Origin of the sequence: Anaerococcus sp. Marseille-P9784, assembly GCF_902500265.1 — a bacterium.
Classification (GTDB): domain Bacteria; phylum Bacillota; class Clostridia; order Tissierellales; family Peptoniphilaceae; genus Anaerococcus.
Map to the genome: position 1 here is coordinate 756,581 of NZ_CABVOZ010000001.1, position 23,070 is coordinate 779,650.

General features: G+C 33.3%; 19 protein-coding genes. 18 read left to right on the forward strand and 1 reads right to left on the reverse strand.

The genetic code is table 11. The features are described from left to right. Window position 1: 1 nt before the first annotated feature. The 7 genes from GAN53_RS03530 (at window position 2) to GAN53_RS03560 (ending at window position 8,126) form a co-directional block, all read left to right on the forward strand. Window positions 2-637, forward strand: a complete 636-nt coding sequence (locus GAN53_RS03530) for a 3-keto-L-gulonate-6-phosphate decarboxylase UlaD (protein WP_151409608.1) — start codon at window positions 2-4, stop codon at window positions 635-637. 24 nt (window positions 638-661) lie between these two features. Beyond that, window positions 662-1,315 (forward strand): fructose-6-phosphate aldolase, encoded by a 654-nt coding sequence (fsa, locus tag GAN53_RS03535; RefSeq protein ID WP_151409609.1) that lies wholly within the window; start codon window positions 662-664, stop codon window positions 1,313-1,315. Window positions 1,316-1,425: 110 nt separating this feature from the next. Further along, the gene (gene tkt / locus GAN53_RS03540) at window positions 1,426-3,411 is read left to right on the forward strand and encodes a transketolase (protein WP_151409610.1); all 1,986 of its coding nucleotides are present in this window, start codon (window positions 1,426-1,428) and stop codon (window positions 3,409-3,411) included. Window positions 3,412-3,491: 80 nt separating this feature from the next. Continuing rightward, the gene (locus GAN53_RS03545; RefSeq protein ID WP_151409611.1) at window positions 3,492-4,052 is read left to right on the forward strand and encodes a chromate transporter; all 561 of its coding nucleotides are present in this window, start codon (window positions 3,492-3,494) and stop codon (window positions 4,050-4,052) included. Beyond that, on the forward strand, window positions 4,042-4,599 hold the full coding sequence (locus tag GAN53_RS03550) for a chromate transporter (protein WP_151409612.1): 558 nt from the start codon (window positions 4,042-4,044) through the stop codon (window positions 4,597-4,599). The genes GAN53_RS03545 and GAN53_RS03550 overlap by 11 nt, the downstream gene beginning before the upstream one ends. A gap of 122 nt (window positions 4,600-4,721) precedes the next feature. Continuing rightward, entirely contained in the window at window positions 4,722-6,062 is a 1,341-nt protein-coding gene (locus GAN53_RS03555; RefSeq protein WP_151409613.1) for an acetyl-CoA hydrolase/transferase C-terminal domain-containing protein, read from the forward strand. Between the two features lie 183 nt (window positions 6,063-6,245). Then, window positions 6,246-8,126 carry a hypothetical protein gene (locus GAN53_RS03560; protein WP_151409614.1) on the forward strand — a complete coding sequence of 627 codons (1,881 nt, stop codon included), beginning with the start codon at window positions 6,246-6,248 and terminating at the stop codon, window positions 8,124-8,126. A gap of 179 nt (window positions 8,127-8,305) precedes the next feature. Here GAN53_RS03560 and GAN53_RS03565 read toward each other — a convergent pair whose 3' ends face one another. After that, a complete protein-coding gene (locus GAN53_RS03565) occupies window positions 8,306-9,934 on the reverse strand; it encodes a carboxypeptidase regulatory-like domain-containing protein (RefSeq protein WP_151409615.1) in 1,629 nt (542 codons plus the stop codon). Window positions 9,935-10,151: 217 nt separating this feature from the next. Here GAN53_RS03565 and GAN53_RS03570 point away from each other — a divergent pair, with 217 nt between their 5' ends. From GAN53_RS03570 to GAN53_RS03620, 11 genes are all read left to right on the forward strand, one after another. After that, window positions 10,152-11,900: a C69 family dipeptidase gene (locus GAN53_RS03570; RefSeq protein WP_151409616.1), complete on the forward strand. Its 1,749-nt coding sequence runs from the start codon at window positions 10,152-10,154 to the stop codon at window positions 11,898-11,900. A gap of 257 nt (window positions 11,901-12,157) precedes the next feature. Then, entirely contained in the window at window positions 12,158-12,619 is a 462-nt protein-coding gene (locus tag GAN53_RS03575; RefSeq protein WP_151409617.1) for a CtsR family transcriptional regulator, read from the forward strand. A 2-nt stretch (window positions 12,620-12,621) separates the two neighbouring features. Then, complete coding sequence (locus GAN53_RS03580; protein WP_151409618.1) at window positions 12,622-13,209, forward strand: UvrB/UvrC motif-containing protein; 588 nt, start codon at window positions 12,622-12,624, stop codon at window positions 13,207-13,209. Beyond that, window positions 13,206-14,174, forward strand: coding sequence for an ATP--guanido phosphotransferase (locus GAN53_RS03585; protein ID WP_225791807.1), 969 nt, complete (start codon window positions 13,206-13,208; stop codon window positions 14,172-14,174). The genes GAN53_RS03580 and GAN53_RS03585 overlap by 4 nt, the downstream gene beginning before the upstream one ends. Continuing rightward, entirely contained in the window at window positions 14,174-16,597 is a 2,424-nt protein-coding gene (locus GAN53_RS03590) for an ATP-dependent Clp protease ATP-binding subunit (RefSeq protein ID WP_151409619.1), read from the forward strand. The genes GAN53_RS03585 and GAN53_RS03590 overlap by 1 nt, the downstream gene beginning before the upstream one ends. A gap of 208 nt (window positions 16,598-16,805) precedes the next feature. After that, entirely contained in the window at window positions 16,806-17,267 is a 462-nt protein-coding gene (gene tnpA / locus GAN53_RS03595; RefSeq protein ID WP_151409620.1) for an IS200/IS605 family transposase, read from the forward strand. A gap of 291 nt (window positions 17,268-17,558) precedes the next feature. Continuing rightward, a complete protein-coding gene (locus tag GAN53_RS03600) occupies window positions 17,559-19,289 on the forward strand; it encodes an ABC transporter substrate-binding protein (RefSeq protein WP_225791808.1) in 1,731 nt (576 codons plus the stop codon). A 76-nt stretch (window positions 19,290-19,365) separates the two neighbouring features. Next, on the forward strand, window positions 19,366-20,289 hold the full coding sequence (locus GAN53_RS03605; RefSeq protein ID WP_151409621.1) for an ABC transporter permease: 924 nt from the start codon (window positions 19,366-19,368) through the stop codon (window positions 20,287-20,289). 1 nt (window position 20,290) lies between these two features. Then, window positions 20,291-21,130 carry an ABC transporter permease gene (locus GAN53_RS03610; RefSeq protein WP_151409622.1) on the forward strand — a complete coding sequence of 280 codons (840 nt, stop codon included), beginning with the start codon at window positions 20,291-20,293 and terminating at the stop codon, window positions 21,128-21,130. Beyond that, window positions 21,127-22,092: an ABC transporter ATP-binding protein gene (locus tag GAN53_RS03615; protein ID WP_151409623.1), complete on the forward strand. Its 966-nt coding sequence runs from the start codon at window positions 21,127-21,129 to the stop codon at window positions 22,090-22,092. Before GAN53_RS03610 ends, GAN53_RS03615 begins: the two co-directional genes overlap by 4 nt. Then, the gene (locus tag GAN53_RS03620) at window positions 22,085-23,017 is read left to right on the forward strand and encodes an ABC transporter ATP-binding protein (protein ID WP_151409624.1); all 933 of its coding nucleotides are present in this window, start codon (window positions 22,085-22,087) and stop codon (window positions 23,015-23,017) included. Before GAN53_RS03615 ends, GAN53_RS03620 begins: the two co-directional genes overlap by 8 nt. Window positions 23,018-23,070 lie beyond the last annotated feature (53 nt).

A 23,070-nucleotide genomic window follows, 5' to 3' on the forward strand; every position in this document is an offset into this window, starting at 1 on the left:
AATGAGTAAACCAAAGCTACAAATAGCTTTAGATAGCCAATCTCTAAGCAAAGCCTTAGAAACTGTAAGAGAAGTTGGCGATGTAGTTGACATAATAGAAGTAGGAACAGTTTTATGCTTACAAGATGGTATGGAACCTGTTAGAGCAATAAGAGCTTTATATCCAGAAAAAACCATACTTGCAGACACCAAATGTGCCGATGCAGGCAAAACTGTTGCAAAAAATTGCAAAGACGCTGGAGCAAACTGGATGACAGTAATTTGCTGTGCGACAATTCCTACCATGCAAGCTGCCAACAAAGAAATCGACGAGCTTCAAGTTGAACTTTACGGAGATTGGACATTTGACCAAGCCAAAGCTTGGAAGGAAATTGGCATAAATCAAGTTGTCTACCACCAATCAAGAGATGCTCTTTTAAGTGGCGAAACTTGGGGAGAAAAAGATCTAACAAAAATCAAAAAACTTGTAGATATGGGATTTGAAGTTTCAGTAACTGGTGGATTAAATGTAGATACCCTACAACTTTTCAAAGGCATTGATGTTGCTTGTTTCATAGCAGGCAGAGGAATTGCAGAAGCGGAAAATCCAAAAAAAGCAGCTGAAGACTTCAAAAACAAAATTAACGAGATATTTTAGTATTTAAAGATTTTAGGAGATAAAATGAAATTTTTCTTAGACACAGCCAATGTAGATGAAATAAAAAGAATAAACGATCTAGGTCTTTGCGATGGAGTTACAACCAATCCTTCACTAATCAACAAAGAAGGTCGTAATTTCGAAGAAGTAGTAAAAGAAATAGCAAGTTTTGTAGATGGCCCTATTTCAGCAGAAGTAACAAGCTATGACTACGAAGGTATGGTAAAACAAGCAAGAGAATTAGCAAAATGGGCAGATAATATCGTTGTGAAAATTCCAATGACTGAAGATGGACTAAAAGCCATCCATACCCTAAGCGCTGAAGGAATAAAAACTAACTGTACATTGATATTTTCAGTATCTCAAGGCCTAATGGCAATGAAAGCTGGCGCAACCTATATCTCACCATTTTTAGGTAGAATCGATGATATGGGAGAAAATGGTGCAAGACTAATAGGAGAACTAAGAGATGTAATCGACATTTACGGTTTCCAATCAGAAATAATTGCAGCAAGCATCAGAAATATAGGCCATGTAGAAGAAGCAGCTCTTGCTGGTGCTCATATAGCAACAATACCAGGAACACTATTTGAAAAACTATGGACACATCCACTAACAACAGCAGGAATTGAAGCCTTCATAAGAGATTGGGATGCTTTCCAGGCAAAAAATAAATAATTAAGAAATTTTAGGGCAAGTGCTCATCACTTGCTCTATTTTTGTAACATTTCGTAGTATAATATAAGTAAGTTATTTTGTAAAAATTGATAAAAAGAAATGAGGGAAAAATGTTTAATAAAAATGATGATAGAGCAGTTTCTGCTATTCGTGCGCTTTCTATAGCTCAAATTGAAAAAGCCAACAGCGGCCACCCAGGACTTCCAATGGGAGCAGCACCAATGGCTTATGTTTTGTGGAATAAAATCTTAAAGGCAAATCCAAAAAATTCTTCTTTCTTTGATCGTGATAGATTTGTATTATCAGCAGGCCATGGTTCTGCTATGCTTTATGCTTTGCTCCACCTATCTGGCTATGATGTAAGCCTTGATGATCTAAAAGATTTTAGACAACTAAATGCCAAAACAGCAGGCCATCCAGAAAGAGGTCATATAGACGGAGTTGAAGTTACAACAGGACCTTTAGGTCAAGGAATTGCCCAAGCAGTTGGACTTGCAATTTCTGAAAAACACATGGCAGCTTTGTATAACAAAGAAGATTTAGAAATAATCGACCACTACACCTACGCACTTTGTGGCGATGGCGATCTTATGGAAGGTATTTCCTATGAGGCTATGAGTCTTGCTGGACATTTGAATTTATCAAAGCTAATTGTCCTATACGATTCAAATGATATTTGTCTTGATGGCAAAACTTCAACAACTTTTTCTGAAGATATGAAAAAACGTGCCGAAGCTCTTAATTGGAACTACCTACTAGTAGAAGATGGTAGCAACCTTAGTGAAATTTTCCAAGCTATCAGCAAAGCAAAAGAAAATACCAATGGCCCTACAATAATAGAAATCAAAACTATCATTGGTTTTGGTTCAGCAAATCAAGGAACTAACAAGGTTCACGGAGCTCCTATCGGCCAAGAAGATTTCATCAAAGCTAAGGAAGTTTATGGTTGGAGCGAGGATGATTTTCAAATCCCAGAAGATGTTTATCAAACTTTTGCGGATGGAATTTTGGCAAAGGGCAAAGAAGCTAACGAAAAATGGGATGAACTTTTAAAATCTTATAAGGAAAAATATGCCGAAGATTACAAAAATCTAATGGCTGGCATCAATAGAGAATTGCCAGAAAACTTTATGGACCAAGTGAAAAAATATTCTCATGAAGATAAGGCTCTTGCAACTCGTGCATCAAATGGCGAAATTATCCAAGATTTGGCAAAAATTACTCCAAATTTCTGGGGCGGTTCTGCAGATTTGTTCTCATCAAATAAAACAAATATCAAAGACACCGAAGCCTTTACAGATAAGACACCAGAAGGCAGAAATATCTACTACGGAGTTCGTGAATTTGCCATGGCAGCAATTGGCAATGGAATAATGGCCCACGGTGGAAGCTTCCATCATGTTTCAACATTCTTTGTCTTTACAGATTATTTGAAAGCTGCAATTAGACTTTCAGCTTTGTCAAAATTGCCACTAACTTATGTTATGACTCACGATTCAATAGCTGTTGGAGAAGATGGACCAACTCACGAGCCAATCGACCAACTTGCAATGATAAGAGCAATTCCAAATACTCTAATGCTAAGACCAGCAGATGCCAACGAAACAAGACTTGCTTGGAAAATAGCTCTAGAAAGCAAGGATAAACCAGTAGTAATGGCTCTAACTCGTCAAAACGTTAGAAATCTAAAAGAAACAGAAAATCTAACTGGAATCGAAAAAGGCGCTTATGTAATTAGCGATTGCGAAAATCCAGAATTAATAATAATTGCAACAGGTAGCGAAGTTGAACTTGCTCTTGATGCCAAAGAAATTTTAGCAAAAGAAGGCATAAAGATAAGAGTAGTTTCAATGCCATCAATGGAATTATTTAGAAATCAAGATAAAGCTTACAAAGATCAAGTTTTACCAAGAAATATCAAAAAAGTTTCACTTGAAATGGCATCCACCTTTGGCTGGGCAGAATGGACAGGCTTAGATGGACTAAATATAGGCATAGATAGCTTTGGAGCATCAGGAAAAGGCGAAGAAGTTATGGAAGCATTTGGTTTTACCAAAGAAAAAATCGCAAGCCGTATCAGAGATTTTCTAAAATAAAAATAAAAAAAACCCTACCCTTAAAGTCAAGTGCTTTAAGGGTATATTTATTTATAGGTGAAAAAAAGAAAAGAGGTTTTATGGAAAAAAATAAAAATTTATGGCAATTATTCAAATCCACCCTCTATTTGTCAGCCTTTACCTTTGGTGGTGGTTATGTAATTTTATCCTTGATGAAAGATACATTTGTAGATAGATTAAATTGGATTAGCAAAGATGAAATGCTAGATATGACTGCAATTGCTCAATCTGCGCCAGGACCTGTTGCTGTAAATGCTGCTGTCGTTATTGGCTATAAAACTTTTGGACTAATGGGAATGCTTCTTGCAATTTTGGGAACGATTATCCCACCTTTAGTAATTATAAGTTTAATCTCCATAGCCTACCAAGCTTTTATTACAAATAAATTTATAGGACTTTTTTTAAAGGGTATGCAAGCTGGTGTTGGAGCTTTGATAATCAAAGTTGTAATCGATATGGCAAAAGATTTGCTCAAAGATAGAAAACCAGTGGTTGTAATTATAATGCTTACAAGTTTTATCTTGGGATTTTTCCTAAAAGTTAATGTGACGTACATAATCCTTGGACTAATTGTAATTGGCGGAATTTACACAATTTTTGGAGGAAGTCATGCTAATTAATTTATTTATAAGCTTTTTAAAAATCGGATTATTTTCCTTTGGTGGAGGATATGCAGCTCTTCCACTAATCCAAGAAGAAGTTGTAAACTTACATCATTGGCTAAGTCTTAGTGAATTTAACGATCTAATAACCATAAGCCAAATGACCCCAGGACCGATTGCAATAAATTCTGCAACTTTTGTAGGAACGAGAATTGCAGGCTTTCCTGGAGCACTTGCAGCAACTTTTGGTTGCGTTTTGCCATCTTCAATAATAGTTGGTGGAATTTCCTATTTTTACAACAAATACAAAGACCTTGATGCTATGACAAATATTCTTAACTTTCTAAGACCTGCCATTGTTTCAATGATTTTAATAGCTGGAATTTCGATTTTACAAACTGCTTTTTTTGATGTCAAGGCCATATCTTTAGCAAATATGGATTGGATCATGCTAGCAATTTTCATCATTTCCTTATTTACTATGTTTAAAAGTAAAATCGATCCGATAAAAATAATGCTTTTCTGTGGACTTTTATATTTGGTCACTAATTTTTTATTTTACTAAAATAAATTGTAAATGAATCCTAAATATTGGGTATTATAGATATAGTATGATAATTCATATCAGTTAGCAATTTTTTGCTAGGTCAAAAAACAAAGAAAACGATTTGATAGAGAGGTTATTTAATGGATTACAAAAAACTTTACCAAGAAAAACTAATAACAGCAGACAAAGCCGCAGCCATGGTAAAAGATGGAGATTGGGTAGATATAGGCTGGTGCGCACTTACTCCAAAAGCTTTTGACCAAGCTTTGGCAAAAAGAGTAAATGAACTTTCCGATGTAAAAGTAAAAGGCGGAGTAGTTCCTTATGAGCTTGAAATAGGCAAAGCAGACACAACAGGGGAACATATTATCTATCATTCTTGGCACTCATCTGGAACTGAAAGAAATTTAATAAATAACAACAAATACGGAGCATATTTCATTCCAATTAAATATAGCGAACTTCCTAGATATATTTACGATCTTGAAGATAAGATAAATATAGCAGTAATTCAAGTTGCACCAATGGATAAACACGGCAATTTTAACTTTGGTTTATCAGCAAGCCACACATGGGCAACCTTTAACAATGCCGATAAAATAATTCTTGAAGTAAATGAAAATGTACCAGTAGCTTTAGGCGGCTATCTAAACTATGTAAATATCAAAGATGTAGACTATATTTACGAGGCAAATTATGAAATGCTAACCCTTGGCAAGGCGAAATTTGGTGAAAATGAATTACAAGTTGCAAGCCATGTTGTTGGACTATTAAGAGATGGCGACTGCTTGCAAATAGGCATTGGTGGTCTTCCAAATGCAATTGGTTCTGAAATTGCCAAATCTGACCTAAAAGATCTAGGAGTTCATACTGAGATGTATGTTGATTCTTTTGTAGATATGGCAAAAGCAGGGAAAATCACCGGTATGAAGAAAAACCACGACACAGGCCGTCAAACTTATGCCTTTGCAGCAGGTAGCCAAGAACTTTACGATTATATTGACGGCAACGAAGAACTAATGGCAGTTCCTGTAAATTATGCCAACGATATCGATGTAATCGCATCTTTGGACAATTTTGTTTCCATAAATACTGCTATGCAAGTTGACCTTTGGGGACAAATTTCATCAGAAACAGTTGGGACAAGACACATTTCTGGAGCAGGCGGAGCACTAGATTTCATACTTGGAGCTTATAGATCAAAGGGAGGACGTTCAATAGTTGCCCTAAAATCTTCTAGAGTAAACAAAGACGGTGTTAGAATTTCAAACATCGTTCCAACATTTTTACCAGGCACACAAGCAACAGCAGTAAGAAGCAACACTCATTATATAGCAACAGAACAAGGAATTAGAAATTTCAAAGGCCTATCAACCTGGCAAGCAGCAGAAGCTCTAGTAGAACTTGCTCATCCAGACAATCGTGATGAATTAATCAAAGAAGCTGACAAATTAGGAATTTGGAGAAATTCTAACAAATAATAATCTAAAAGCTGATGGTAATTTTTGCCATCGCTTTTTTATTTTGAAAAATTTTAGCTAAAATAAATGTCAAAAACTAACTTTATCAAAAGAACTTTATATAAGTTAACAAATATATATAAAACGTTGAATTTTTCTGTTTTTTTTGATAAAATAAACTTAATATGGAGGAGTTATACAATTATGAAAGCTAGATCTAAAACAAAATATACAGCCCTAATATTAGCTTTATCATTAGCAAGCCCAATGATAGCTCATGCAACTAATATAGATGAAAACCCAAAAGCAACAGAAATTGTCACAGAAGAAAAACACGAAAATCCATTAGAAATTCAAAGCAAGATGTCTTTATCAGAAGATAAAAGTCAAATTGTTTATGATATCGATATCACAAATAAAAATAACCGAAGTCAAGAATTAAGCGCTTTTCTTTATTTACCAGAAAATTCTAACATTGAAAATTTGAAGCTAGAAAATTCTGATATAAAAGCAAATGAACTAGCAACCGATCTTGGCAAAGCCTTGGAAATCAAATTAGAAGCTGGTGAAAAAACAAGCCTAAAATTATCAGCTGACATCAAAAAAGAAAAGGCTGATAAATTATTCTTTGACCTAGGATTGATTTCAAAAAACAATGAAATACTAACAAAACGTATAGGTGGACAAATCGAAGCTGATAAGCTAGTTGAAAAAACAGCTGAAGAATTAGCTCACGTTTTAGCTGGCAAAATAAACCAAGATAAGACAATATCCTGGACTGATTATTTATTAAATCAAACAGAAGAAAAAACCATAAGCGACTATACCTTTAACATTTCAGAAAACCAATCATTTGAAAATCAAAAATTAAACTTAGAATATTTTACATTGACAAGTGAAGGATACAAACTAACTGATAGCAAGGCTTTGGACTTTGGAAACATCAAAGATTTGGAAATTGCGCCTAATAGCCTTGTAAAAATCTCATTTAATACAAAGACACTAGAAGATTTTGGAGAATTTAAGATAAACGATGCTAGTGTTCTTGTAAAAAAAGAAGAAGATAAAAAAGAAGACAAGAAAGAAAATACCAGTGACGAAGAAAAAGCTATTGATGCTATAAAAATCTTAGAGGAAAATAGTAAAGAAATCACCGACATTTTACTAGCAAATGAAGCTGAGAAAGAAAATCCTAAAGAAGATAAAGAAGATAAGAAAGAAGACAAAAAAGACGAAAAGTCATCAGAAGAAAAAAACAAAGAATTAACAGACAAATTAGAAGAAAATTCTGCTGAAATAGAAAAATCATTAAAAACTGACGCTTCTGAAGAAAAAGCAAAAGAATTAATCGATCAAATAGAACTAACAAATGATGAAATAATAAAACTTCTAAAAGACAATGAATCAGGATTTGAACAATTGATAAAAGATCCTGAGAAAAAAGAAGAAGAACCAAAAACCATCATGGTTAGCGAAGATGACAAAAAAGCTAATGATCTTGCAGATAAAATAATAGGCTACAACAAGCAAATCGACTCAATACTTGAGCCAATCTTAGGCAAAGAAGAATACCAAAAATTACTCAAAAAAGCCGCAAAACACCTAGAAGAAACTAAGAAAATTTCTATAGAAGAAGCTAAAAAAGCAGAAAATTCTGACGAAAAGAAAGCTCAAAGCCTAATTGCTCAAATAAATGAGAAAAATGAAGAAATTTCTGAAGTAATTAGACAAGTAAAACTAAGAGAAGAAGTTGCAAAAGCTCTTGCTGATGAAAAAGAACTTGAAGTTGTAAAAAGCCTACTAAAGGAAATTGAAAAGCTTGATAAGGCTAGCAAAGAAGTAGAAGAAAGCAAAAAAGAAGCTTATGTAAGTCCACATTTTAAGATGCTTTTAGATGACTTTTCAAAACAAGCCTACAAGGATTTAGAAAAAGTTGTAACAGTAACCCTAGATCCACTAAAGAAAATTGAAGCAAAATCAACAGTTGACCAAGCAAAAAAGAAATATCCAACAATAGATTATTATCTATCAAACTTAGAATTAAGAAATGATATGTTAAATAACTTAGGATATATTGTAAAATAACAAAATGGGAGCAGAAAAACCTGCTCCTTTTTATGTGAAATAAAATAAGAGATCCTTCGACTCACTTCGTTCGCTCAGGATGCCAAGGGGGATGGGCTTTGCTTACTTTTAGCTTCTCTTTCATTTTTCTCCAATAAAAAAGCATAAGGTTTTTCCTTATGCTTTTGTTTTAGTATCTATTATTTATTTTTCTTTTTTGTAGCTACTAAAGCTGCACTTGCTAGTGCTAGAGATCCTGCTACTAGTGAAATTCCTGCTACACCAGTTTTTGGGTTTGATTTTTTGCCCTTGTTATCTTTTTCTGGTTTCTTTTCAGGTTTTTTGTCTGGTTTTTCATCTGGCTTTTTGTCAGGTTCTTTGTCTTGGTTAGCTTCGTTTTCCTTTAGAATTTTTTCAATTTCAGCTGTATTTTTATTTAATTTATCTATTAAATCTTTAGCCTTATTTTCGTCAGAATTATCTTTGCCATCTTCTGGTTTATCTTCAGGTTTTGTGTCTTCTGGTTTTGTTTCATTATCTTTGTTAGTTTCTTCTGTTGTTGTAGTAGTTGAGTCATCATCTGGATATTCAGGTAAATAGATGTGGGTAACATTGCCCTTTTCATCTTTTTCTGTTTTTATCCATTTGTATCCTTTTATGATTTTAAATTCTTTTATGCCATATTCTTTTGGAGCAATATCATTGCCTGATGGATCTACAAAACGAGTATATATTAAGGCTTCATAAACATAGGTGAAAGTGCCTCTTCCTTGTGATGGACCACCCTCACTTGTAAATTCTTTATACTTGTAACCTTCAATATCTTTTGGGTTTGGATTAGCTTCACCACGATATAGTTGAGTTCTATTGAATTGAGCTGTTTCTTCTGGAGCGATTACATTTCCTTCAGTATCTACATATCTAGATACTAGAGTAAATAGCTCTTCTAACCAGAATGGTTGTGAGGTAGGACCTTTTATCTTTTTTGATACACTACTTGGGCCCTGCCATCTGTAGGTCTTGCCAGCTAATACTCCACCTGTTGGTAGGTTTGTTACTGTTAGGGTGTAATTTCCTTCAGGAACATTAGCGTGGGCATAACCATCATTATCAGTGGTTGTTGTATAGGTGTGTACAACTGCACCAGTGTCATTATTGGTTAAAGTTATTGTAGCTCCTGGAACATCTTGCCATGGTTTACCTGTTAATGAATTAATTTGTAAACTTACATTAACATCCCAAGTATTTACTTGTTCGTCTTCTTTTTCATAAGTTACTGTTGCTGTTTTATTATCAGCACTAAATTTAATATTTATCTTATAACCGTCGATTTTTTCTGCTGCATTTGTTACATTTTGTTTAGCTTCATTTACATCTTTACCTGTTACAGTAGATTGTGCAACACTTCCATCTGGTTTTGTAGTAGTTACTTCGATTGTAAATTCTTGTACTGGAGCTCTTTTTGCTTCTTCGATCTTTTTTTCTAGTTCGGTAATTTGATTTTCAACTTTCTTTAAGCCTTCAGTGTATTTAGCTATGTTATCGGTTTCTTCTTCCTCTTGTTTTTTAAGTTTTTCACGTTCTTCATTTGATATTCTTTTGCTTCTTAATTGTCTTTTAATATCTTTTAATTTACTTTCTGAAGCAGTTTTTTTGTTTTGAAGATCTTCTTGTTCTTTTTTAGCAGCTTCAAGGTCAGTTTCTAGTTGTTCAAGAGATTTTTCTTCTGTTGCATAAGCTGTAGGAATAGCTAAATCTAGGGCTTTAGTACCCCCCCCAATTAGCATTCCAGCTGCTAGTGCTACAGCTAGTAATTTTTTAGTTTTCATTTTTGCCTCCTTTTCTATAAGTAAAATAATATACTTATTTACTTATACTATAGTCTTTTTGCGGATTTTTTCAACAATTTTTTCATAGGTGTGATTTCTTTGATTTTTATATTCTTTTTTTATGTTGACAAAAACACCCTAGATGATATACTTGTATTAGTGGATATGAAAACGAAATCATTTCGTTGATATCAATATTTATTATTTCGGAGGAAAGATGAAAAAAGGTAAAAAAATTCTTAGTGCAGCTCTTGCTACTATGCTAGTTTTCTCAGCTACATCAACATCTCTTGCTTGTACAGGTCTTTATGTTGGTGAAGAACAATCTGAAAATGGAAGTACTTATTATGGAAGAAGTGAGGATTTATCTGATGATTCTACAAAAATTTTAGGTATCTCTGAACAAAAGGAATATAAAGAAGGTACAACTTACACAGATGCTGATGGTTTTTCTACAGAAATGCCAGATAAGACTTACAGATATACTTATGTAAGAGATTCTAAGGAATTTACAGATCAACCAGTTGACCAAGATGGAAACGTTGTCGGTCAAGCTTATGGCGAAGTTGGAGTTAACGAGCACGGTGTTGGTATGACTGCAACTGTTTCTACTTATTATAATGATTATGCAAAACTTGTTGATCCACTTAAAGATGGTGGTTTGACAGAAGTTTCTCTTGAAAGTTTGACTCTTGGAAATGCAAAAACTGCTAGAGAAGGTATCGAATTTGTTGCAAAAATCCTTGATAAATATGGCGCAGGCGAGAATAACTCACTTATGATAGGCGATCAAAATGAAGTTTGGCATATGGATATCTTATCAGGTCATCAATATGTAGCAGTAAAAATGCCAAAGGATAAGGTAGTTGTTCAACCAAATATGTTCCAAATGAGAGGCGTTGATATCAACGATAAGGAAAATGTCATCGCATCAAAAGGCTTAGTTTCTCTTCCAGAAGAATATGGATTTATAAAAAGAGATGAAAATGGCAATATTGATATAACAAGAACTTACGCGAGAGAAGTTAGCAAAGGTTCAGCTAGTAGATATTGGCAAGGTCTAAATTATATCAACCCAGAATACACAAAAGGCTTGAAAGTAGAAGATATTACTAACGATTCTGGTAATGTTTCAATGTTTAGAGAAGCTAATAGAAAACTTACAACTCTTGAAGTTTTAAATATCTTAAAACAAAGAGGAATTGGTACACAATACGATTCAACCAAAGATGAAAAAATCTATCCAATTGGCAACAAAAACCAAATGGAAGTTCACGTTCTAGAACTCCGCAAAGATATGCCAAAAGAATTAGCAACTCTACAATGGTTAGGAATTGCAGATGCATCTTACACAGTATTTGTTCCTTATTACTCAGCTATGATAAAAGATGTTCATGAAAAATATAAGCCAGAAGTGTCTGAAGTTGGCGATGACAGCTTTAACGGCTTATTTAACGAACTAAATACTTTAGGAATGAATAACTACAAACTAGACCTTGATTCTGGTATGCAAGCTTACATTGAAAAAGTTCAACAATCAATAATTGACCAACAAAAATCAGTAGATAAAGATATGCTAAAATATTTTGAAGAAAATCCAGAACTTGCACGCGATAAGGCAACAGGAATCTCAATGAAATTAGCTGACCAAGTTTATAAAATCATGTCAATATTCAGAGATGAAGTAAAAGCTTATATAGAAAAAGGCGATCATACAAAAGCATTCAAAGTTTCTGACAAATTAGCAGCAATGCTACCAGAATACAAATTCGATGAAGAACAAATCAACAAAGAAATCGAAAAAGAAATTGAAAAAACCAAAAAAGCTAATGTAGATCAACCAAAAGCTGCTAACAAAGTAGCAGAAAACAAGAATCCTAAAACAGGTGTTTACGATCTAGCAAATGTTGCCCTAACATTAGTAGGCGCAAGCTCAGCTTTAGTAGTTTTCAAAAAAAGAAAATAAGAAAATAAATAGTTGATAAAAATCTGACCCCATAAATTGAAATTCAATTTTATGAAGGGTCAGTTTTTTTGCCCAAATTTGCTATATTTATGGCAATTGTTGAAAAATAATTGGTAAATAGTAAAATAATCCTAAGAATCATGGATTCTATTTTTTAATAACAAATGGTCAGAGATAGTCAGAAGGTCAAAGTTTTTTCTTGACCTTTCCTATTATAAATGTAAAATAAAAAGACAATTTAGAAAGATGGTGATTTTATGGCGGGTCTAACATCAGATATAGAAGAATTTTTAAAGGCAATGCTTAACCAATCAACTGATGGAATGCTTGAAATTGGACGAAATGATTTGGCTATAAAGTTTGATTGTGCTCCAAGTCAAATAAATTATGTGCTTTCAACAAGGTTTACCCCTCACAATGGTTATCTAATTGAAAGTAAGAGGGGCGGTAACGGCTTTATTAAAATCATTACTATAGTTGAGGAGGATAATTATTTATCCTATTTGGTAAAAAATTTAAACGAACAAATGACTGAAGCAAACGCTGATAGTTTGTTTAAGGACTTATATAATAGAGAATACTTAAACGAGGATGAATTTTTGCTGGCAAAATATGCAACTAGCGATAAGGCCTTGGCAAAAATAACAAGTGATATGAGAAATTTTGTTAGATCAGATATCATAAAAAATATGATTTTAAGTATTTTAGCAAGGAGTTAATTATGAAGTGTGAAAAATGTGGAAAAGATGCAAATATAAGCGTTAGAGCTATTGTTAATGGTTATGTCCACGATTTTTATCTATGCGAAGATTGCTTAAAAAAATATACAAATATGGATATGACCAATGCTGGCAAGTCTAATCAAGTAGTTAATAAAATCGATTTTGACAAATTAGATTTGGGAGATTTGATTGAGAATTTTATACCGTCTTTGGATAATATGATCGATAGTTACTATGACTTTAAATTTAATTTGAATAACAAAACTTTTGACTATCTAAAAAGTATTAATCAGAAAACTTGCCCATCGTGCGGGAATCCTGAGTCAAATATAAAAGTTGGCAAATTTGGTTGCAATCAATGCTACAAACTTAACCATAAGCTAACAGAAAAAATTCTAAAATCTTTTAACAATTTTGATACTTACAGGGGAGATTTCCCAAAGGCTGAAAGAGAATTTAAGGAAGTTGCTCTACAGATAAAATCCTTGCAAGAAAAACTCAACCAATCTGTTGAAACTGAGGATTACGAGCAAGCACAGATTCTTAAAGAGCGTATAGATGATTTGAATATGAAGGTGCAAAATTGATAGATTATGCTAAAGATATAATTCTAAATTCAAACTTATCCATAAGAAGAAATATCCAAGACTTTGACTATCCAACGACCATGAGTTTTGAAGATAGCCAAAAAACAATTGACATTTTAAGAGAAATTTATAAAGATGAACTTATTCTTTTATCAGATCTTGATGAAGAAGTCCTTGACAAATTAGTTAGCGATTTGATTTTATCAGAAGATTGGTATGAAAAAAACCTTAAAATGGCTGCAATTATCAAAGATGATTATCTGATAATAATCAACGATAGGGATCATATTTCAATCAACATTAGAAATTTTGGCATGGATTTTAAAAAATCTTACAAAAAAGCCAAGGAAATCGAAAGTTTTTTGGATGATAAAATAAACTTTTCTTTTTCTCCAGAATATGGTTATCTAACAAGCGATGCCAGAAATGCTGGTTCGGGAGTTGAGATAAGACTAAAGATGTTTTTGTTTGGTCTTGTAGATAGGGATGAAACATATGTTGGTTTCAAACAAGCTTTGGCAAGTCATGGTATGATTGGGACAAGATTTTTGCCTTTGGACTATGATGAATTTGTAGATTGCCTTTATCTGATCAAAAACTTTGGAAATTACAGAGATGATATGGATTCTTTCATAAGATCAATGTCAGAAAATGTCGATACGCTTGTAAGAAATGAGAGAAGATTTAGAAGAGATTATAAAATTTTAAATAATATTGACGATGAAGAAGTAAAAGAAGAAATAGCCTTGTCATTAAATAATCTAAGAAGTGGGAAATTATCTAATAACAAAATTATTGCCAATGAGCTTTACAAACTTAAAAAATACAATAATTTAGACTGTGATACAGATTTATCCAATGACGAAATTGATTATTTAATTGATAAGCTTGTAAATAAGAAATATGAGGGCAAAAATGACCCCAAAAGAGCTTGTTTTCTAAACTCATATATGAAGGAGAGATAATGGAAGCTAACAGATTAAACAAATTAACCCAAGAGGCTAGACGTGAAAGCTACAGTTTAAATCACGATTATATCGGTAGTGAACATTTGCTCTTAGCCTTGATGAAAACAAATTCTCTTGCCAGTAGGGCTTTGGAGAAATCCGGAGCTAACTACGAACTTTTTAGGCAAGTTATAATAAATAATGTAGGAATAGGGGAAGCTAGTAGACCTGCTACAGAATTAAGTGGCAAAGTTAGAAAAATTTTTGAACAAGCAAGAATAATTGCAGGGCAAAGAGGAACGCTAGCAGCTGGCGAAGAAGATGTGTTATTTGCAATCCTTGATGATGAAGATTCCATCACAAATGTGATGTTTCTCTTATCTGGTCTTGAAAAAGACGTGGTAAGAAGAAATCTTTTGGAATTATTAAAGACAGAAAATAATAAAACTAACAAAAGTGAAAATTTATCAGAAAATGTCTTGCAATACGCAAGAAATCTAAATGAAGAAGCAAAAGCTGGAAAAATAGACCCAGTAATTGGCAGAGATAAGGAAATAGAAAGGCTCATACAAATTCTAATGCGTAGGAGAAAAAATAATCCTATCCTAATTGGCGAGCCTGGAGTTGGCAAAACTGCAATTTCTGAAGGCCTTGCCCAAAATATTGTCCAAGGAAATGTACCAAAAATCATAAGCGATAAACAAATCCTCTCTTTGGACTTGCCAAGCATAATTGCTGGAACCAAATATCGTGGAGATTTTGAAGAAAGACTTAAAAAATTCTTTAATGAAATTAAAGATCGTGACGATGTGATTTTATTTATAGATGAATTTCACATGGTCTTAGGCGCTGGAGCTGGAGAAGGTTCAATGGATGCAGCAAATATCCTAAAGCCAATTCTTGCCAAGGGTGACATACAAATAATTGGGGCAACTACAACAGCGGAATATAGAAAATATATAGAAAAAGATTCCGCCCTAACTCGCCGTATGCAGCCAATCCTAATAGAAGAACCGACCCTTTTGGACTCAAGAAAAATAATCTACGGCATAAAAGACAAATACGAAAGCCACCATCAAGTTGAAATTACAGAGGAAGCCATAAATGCTGCAGTTGAGCTAACCGATAGATATATCAACGATAGATATTTGCCAGATAAGGCCATAGATGTAATAGATGAGGCCATGAGCAAGGTTAGGATAAAATCCTACCAAGAAGAAGGAAATGATAAAAAGCCTCAAGAAAAATTAGAGGAATTAATCAAGGAAAAAGAACAAGCAGTAAAAGATCAGGACTTTGAAAAGGCCGCAGAGCTTAGAGATGTGATAAATCAAGCCAAATTTGACATGGAAGCTTGTAAGGAAAAGAAAAGCAAAGAAAAACCAAATCAATTTATTGGCTACGATGACATAGCAAGCATAGTAGCAAGCTGGTCAAAAGTTCCAGTAAGTAAATTAACTGAAGATGAAAAAGAAAAATACGCAAATCTTGACAAAGACCTAGTAGGAACTGTAATTGGCCAAGATCAGGCGATAAAATCCGTGGCTCACGCTATAAAAAGAGCAAGAGTAGGCCTAAAAGATCCATCAAAACCAATAGGATCCTTTATCTTTGTAGGGCCAACAGGAGTAGGTAAAACCTACTTGGCAAAAACTCTAGCAGAAAACTTATTTGGCTCTAGTGATCACTTGATACGCATGGACATGAGTGAATACATGGAAAAATTTGCCGTAAGCCGTCTTGTAGGATCACCTCCAGGATACGTTGGTTATGAAGAGGGGGGACAACTAACAGAAAAAGTTAGAAATCACCCATATTCAGTAATATTATTTGACGAAATAGAAAAAGCTCATCCAGATATCTTTAATATACTATTGCAAATCCTAGATGATGGAAGATTAACCGATGGTCAAGGTAGAACGGTGGACTTTAAAAACACCATAATAATAATGACAAGCAATGTTGGAGTATCAAGCCTAAATGAAAAAGCGACCATAGGATTTGAAACAGGAAATACCGAAGAAAAATCAAAAGAAAGAAGCAAAGAAATCATAGAAAAAGCTGTCAAAGAAGTCTTTGCACCAGAATTTCTAAATAGATTAGATGAAGTAATAATGTTTAACCCACTAAGCAAAAAAGACATAGTGGAAATAACAAGACTAATGCTTGAAAAAACCAAAAAAAGATTAGAAGCCATAGATATAGACATAGACTATGACAAAAAGAGCGTAGAACTATTGGCAAAAGATGGCTTTAACGAAGAATACGGAGCAAGACCATTAGAACGCCACATCACAAAAATGGTAGAAGATAGACTTGCAGAAGATATTCTAGATGGAAAACTAGATAGAAATAGCAAAATAAAATTATCAGTCAAAAGAAACAAATTGGTATTTGAAAATACAAAAAACGAAGAAAAAGAATTAGTTAAGCAAATATAGGATAATCTAGCAAGATAAGTAAAAACCACCCCTAAGGGGTGGTTTTTCTTTTTGTTTCACTTTAGTGAGTTGAGCGAACGAAAGAGAGCGAAACAAAAAACCACCTGCTATGCAGGTGGAGGGATTTAGCTTTAGCTTCAAGCGCCAAGAAAGCCCCCTTAAAGTATAATTGTGATAGTCACATGCACAATTAAGTAAGGAGGCACTCATGGATAAAAATACTTTATCACATACAAGCTGGAGATGCAAATATCATATAGTCTTTGCACCAAAATACAGAAGACAATTAATATATAGACAACTAAGAAAAGATATAGGAAACATACTTCGAGAATTATGTTCAAGAAAAGGAATAAATATAATAGAAGCAGAGCTATGTCCAGATCATGTCCATATGCTGGTAGAAATACCACCGAAATATAGTGTATCAGAAATAATGGGATATTTAAAAGGAAAAAGTTCGCTGATAATATACGATAGACATGCAAACTTAAAATATAAATATGGAAACAGACACTTTTGGTGTAGAGGATATTATGTAGATACAGTGGGAAGAAATGAAAAGAAAATAAAAGAATATATACAAAATCAATTAAAAGAAGACTATTACACTGACCAAATAAGTATAAAGGAATACTACGACCCGTTTACGGGAGAGGAAGTCAAATAAAAACAAATAAAAAAACTGCTTCAGCAGCAGTTGGGATAGTGGTGCATGTGATGAAATACTCGAAGCCCCAATAGGGGCGCGCCGGTATTCGCGCCTTATAGGCGCTGTGCAAACTACCAGCTTAGCTGGTAGTTTTGATTTTGGAAAATCACATTCACATAAAGATACATAAATTTGTATAAATTTTAGAGATAAATAATCTTTTGTCAATTTATATAAAATTGTGGTATAATACACAAAGTAATTTGACAATTAGTAGTCAAATAATAATAACGTAATACAAGGAGGAGAATGGTGAAACATAAGATTTTATCATTTATGTTAGTAGCAAGTTTACTTTTAACAGCTTGTGGCAATAACAAAGAAGCTACAAAAGAAAACGAGCCTGCTAAACAAAGCGAAGAAACAACAGAAGCTAAAGACTCATCTGATCAAGCAAAAGAAGATCAACAAACAAGTGAAGATGAGAAGGCTAAAGAAGAAACAAAAGATGATTCTAAAGAAGATAATGAAAAAATATTTACCCTTACATTATTTCAAAATCCAAAAACTTTAGACATCCAAAAAACAAACGCAGATTATTTTATTCCTATCCAAATTTACGATAGACTAGTAGAAACTGTCGTTGGTGAAGATGGAACACCAGAAATCGTACCAAGTCTAGCTGAAAAATGGGAAATTTCTGAAGATGGAACAGTTTATACTTTCCACCTAAAAAAAGGTGTAAAATTCCACAATGGTGAAGAATTAAAGGCAGATGATGTATTATTTACTGTAGAAAAAATGATGGATCCAGCTGAGGCAACAGTTAATAGTGCAGTTTTTGAAAAAATCAAAGGTGCAAAAGACAAATTAGCTGGCAAAGCTGACAAAGTTGAAGGTGTAAAAGTTATAGATGATTATACTGTAGAATTTACACTTGAAGAACCATCAGGCCCATTCTTAGCAGGTCTAAGTGGAGCTCCAGCATCAATTTTTAACAGAAAAGCTGTTGAAGAAGGTAAAGACAAATTTGGTTTTGACCCAGAATACACTGTTGGTACTGGCTACATGAAATTTAAGGACTGGACACAAGATAAGGAAGTTAATTTAGTAAGAAATGACGACTATTTCAAAGGTCCAGCAAAAATTGATGGCGTTAGATATCTAATGAATATCGACAAATCAACAGAAAGAATGATGTTTGAAAATGGCGAAATTGACTTTATGAAATTAGATAAGTCAAGCCTTGAATCTTATGAAAATAACAAAGATTATGAAGGTCACATCATCAAATTCCTTGCACCAAGTATGGATTATATAGTTTACAACCAAAAAGATCCTAACATGTCTAAAAAAGAAGTTCGTCAAGCAATCACCAAAGCTATCAACAGAGAAGTATTTAACAAAACTTTCTATGATAATAAGGGAATTTTATTAAATGGTGTAGTTCCTCCAGGAATGCCTGGTTACAACGATAAATTACCAGAAATAAAAACAGATGTTGAAGAAGCTAAAAAATTATTAGAAGAAGCTAATTTTGATCACAGTGCAAAATTTGTAATCCTACAAAATGGAGAATCAGATTATACACATCCAATGAATGAAATGCTACAATCAATGCTAAAAGAAATTGGAATCGAAGCTGAAATTAAAAATATGGATATGACAAGCTTCTGGGATACTGTAGAAAAAGGTGAAGGCTTTGCTATGTGCATAGGTCCTGTAACAGCAGATGTAGCAGATCCAGATGATTTCTATTCACAATTTACTATGGAAGATAGTGGAATAAACGGTTACAACGTAACAAACAAAGACCTATCTGATAGAATCAACAAAGCAAGATCTATAGTTGATATGGATGAAAGAATCAAAGCTTTAAACGAATTAGACGAAGAAATAGTTCAAGAAGACTGTGATTATTTACCAATCGCATCAAAAGTAAATTATTTCATCACAAGCAAAAGAGTAAACAAATTACAATTAAGCTGGCAAGGTTGGGTTGCTGGTGCAACTTACGGAATAGAAATGGCTGACAAATAATTTTGAAATTTACTAATAATACCCCAAAATTCACTTGAATTAGGGGTATTATTTTGTAATTACAAATGGAGAAAATATGAAAAAATTCATTTTAAAAAGATTACTGCAATCTCTAATAATTTTTTTCGGGGTAATTTTTATTACCTTTATACTTATGAATATAATTCCGGGAAATGCTGCCACTGCTCTAATGGGAGAGAAAACCAACGCCGAAGTTTACCAAAGAGTAGCAAGAGAACTTGGCTTGGATAAACCAGTTTTGGAAAGATTTCTTGATTATATGAATAATTTAATCAGAGGAGATTTGGGCAATTCGTTAATTATGAATAGACCAGTTACTGAAATTATCAAAAATGCTTTTCCAAACACCATAAAACTTGCAAGTGCAGCTATGCTTGTATCATGGACTTTGGGTATTGGCTTTGGAATTTTGGCATCAATATATAATGGAAAATTTATCGATAGATTTTTGATGTTTAATGCAATTTTGGGAATTTCTATGCCGACTTTTTGGATGGCGATTTTTTTGCAATATGTTTTTGCCTACAAATTAAAATTACTACCAATTTCAGGCTTTGGAACTTACAAGGAAATTATTTTGCCTGCTTTAGTCCTTGGTTTTAGCTATGCAGGAGAAATTACTAGAGTTTTAAAGACCAATATTACCAACGCCTTAAATAACGAATCCTACATAGATACGGCAAGAGTAAAAGGCTTATCAAAATCAGCGGTTGTCATAAAACACGCCATGAAATCTTCCATGCTTCCAGTAATAACAATAATGATCCTACAATTTTCTTCCCTATTAGGAGGAGCTATGATTACAGAAACAATTTTTGGTATTCCAGGTCTTGGAACCTTGTCTATTTCAGCACTTTCCAACAGAGATTTGCCTTTGCTCCAAGGAACGATTTTACTGGCAACTTCTGTAATAATTTTGGGCAATTTTATTTCTGATATTATATATTCGTTGATAGATCCAAGGATAAGAGTGGAATGATATGAAAAAAAACTTTATTAATTACATTAAAAATAGACCGTTATTAATAATTTCACTAGCAATTATAGTAATTTATATTTTATTAGCCTTGTTTGCACCGATTATTGCTCCATATACAGTAGAAGAAACAACCTACGCTGATATTTTGGCAGCTCCTTCAAGAACTCATTTGCTAGGAACTGACGAATTGGGTAGAGATGTTTTTTCTAGGATAATCTACGGTTTGAGGATGTCACTTTTTATTGGCTTTGTTCCGTCAACAATAAATATTATTTTAGGATTAATCGTAGGAATGATTTCTGGAGTTTCAAATAAATTCATCGATAATATCTTGATGAGAATTGTCGATATTGGCTTATCTTATCCTTTTATGATCTTGGCAATGGCTATAGTATATAACTTGGGATCTGGGATTTTGTCTATGGTTTTGGCTCTAACTATCTTTGGCTGGGCCTCAGATGCAAGAATTATTAGAGCACAAACTAAACAAATTATGAGCCTAACCTATATTGATGCTGCCAAAGCTTCAGGAATAAATAAATTTGGCTTAATTTTTAGGCATATTTTACCAAATATCAAGCATACAATTTTAGTTTTGTACACCATGGGCATTCCTCAATCAATCCTTGGCGAAGCAGGAATTAGCTTTTTGGGTTTTGGAGCTCAAGCACCTTTTACAAGCTTAGGTTTGATGGTTTCAAGAGGTAGAACTTATTTATTTGACGCACCTTGGCTATCCATAGCACCAGGAATATTTATCTTGATTTTATCACTAAGTTTTAATTTCTTAGGCGATGAATTAAGCGATTATTTTGGTTTAGATAGAAAGGAGCTAAAATGATTTCAAATAATGAAAATAAAGTGATCTTGGAAATCAAAAACCTTAGCGTTGGCAAAAAATTAAAAAATAAGGATATAAAAATAATAGATGACCTATCTCTAAACGTAAGAGAAAATGAAATTGTAGGCATTGCTGGAGAATCAGGCTGCGGTAAAAGTATGCTTTGCAAGGCGATTTTGGGAATATTGCCAGGAAAAATTGAAATTCTATCTGGAAGTATAAAATTTGATGGCAAAGAAATAGATACCACAAAAAAACTAAAAGCCATAAGAGGATCACAGATAAATATGATTTTTCAAGAGCCTGTTTCAGCCTTACATCCACTAAAAAAAGTAGGCAAGCAAATTGGCGAAAGTTTGAAACTTCATTCTAATCTAAATAGCAAAGAGATAAAAGAAAGAGTTATTGAAACCATGGTATCTGTCGGCATCAATGATGCAGAAAAAAGATACAATCAATATCCTCACCAATTATCAGGAGGTCTTTGCCAAAGAGTTGTAATAGCAATGGCGATTATCAATCAACCCAAATTACTAATAGCTGATGAGCCGACCACAGCTTTAGATGTAACAGTTCAGGCAAGGGTTTTGAATTTAATAAAAAGATTGCAGGAAACAACAGGCACATCAGTTATATTTATCTCTCATGACTTGGCAGTTTTATCCCAACTAGCCAATAGAATAAACGTCATGTACTGTGGGCAAATTGTGGAAGAAAATCTTAAAAAAGAAATATTTAAAAATCCCTACCACCCATACACAAAAGATTTGATAAAGGCTATACCAGAAATTGGCAAAAAAGATCTTCAAGCAATCAAAGGCTCAGTTCCTCTAGCAGAAGACTATCCAAGCTTATGCAAATACAAAGATAGGTGCCAAGAAAAATTTGCAAAATGCGATAAAGAAAAACCATGTTTATATGCTAAAGAAAGTGGAAAAATAAGGTGTTTAAAATATGAATAAAGATATTATAAAAATTGAAAATGTATCATTAACTTACAAAAATACCAACACAAAAGCTTTGGATGATTTTTCTCTAAAGGTTAAAGAAAACGAAATACTAGGTCTAGTTGGCGAGTCAGGTTGTGGGAAATCAACTCTTGGACGAGCAATAATAGGACTTGAAAAATTTGATAAGGGAGATATTTATCTAGACGGAGAAAATTTAGATTATTCTAAAGATAGTGAACTTAAAAAACTTAGGGAAAATATCCAAATGGTATTTCAAGATCCTTATCTTTCCCTAGACCCTTCAATGAGCGTAAAAAATATCATAAATGAACCCCTAAAATATCTTAAAGCTGGCCTTTCAAAAGAGGAAAAAGAAAAAAGAATCCTAGAAGTTATGAAACTAATCGATTTAGATATTAATTTTCTAGATAGAAAATCAAAGGAAATGTCAGGTGGTCAAAGGCAAAGAGTAGGAATAGCAAGAGCTTTGGCAATAACACCAAAAGTTTTAATTTGCGATGAGCCGGTATCTTCTTTGGATGTATCTGTTCAAGCGGGAATTTTAAATTTACTAAAAAATCTAAAAAAAGACCTAAACTTATCCTTAATATTTATTTCCCACGACCTTTCTGTGGTAAATTATATAGCCGATAGGGTTTGCGTAATGCTAAAAGGCAAAGTTTGTGAAATTGGATCAAAAGATGACATATTCAACAATCCTAAGCACCCTTACAGCAAATTTTTATTAGAATCAGTCCCTAAAATTCAAATTGAAGAAGAAAATGAAATTTCAGATGATTTGATGGAAATAGAATACAAGGAGAAAGGCTGTCCATTTTATAATAGATGTGAGCTTGCAAGCGAAATTTGCGCAAAAGAATTTCCGAAAGTTTCAACTGAAAATGAACATATATGGTATTGCCACAATAGCAAATAGAAAAATTGCACAATTAAAATTTCAAACCATCCTTAGGGGTGGTTTTTTTATTG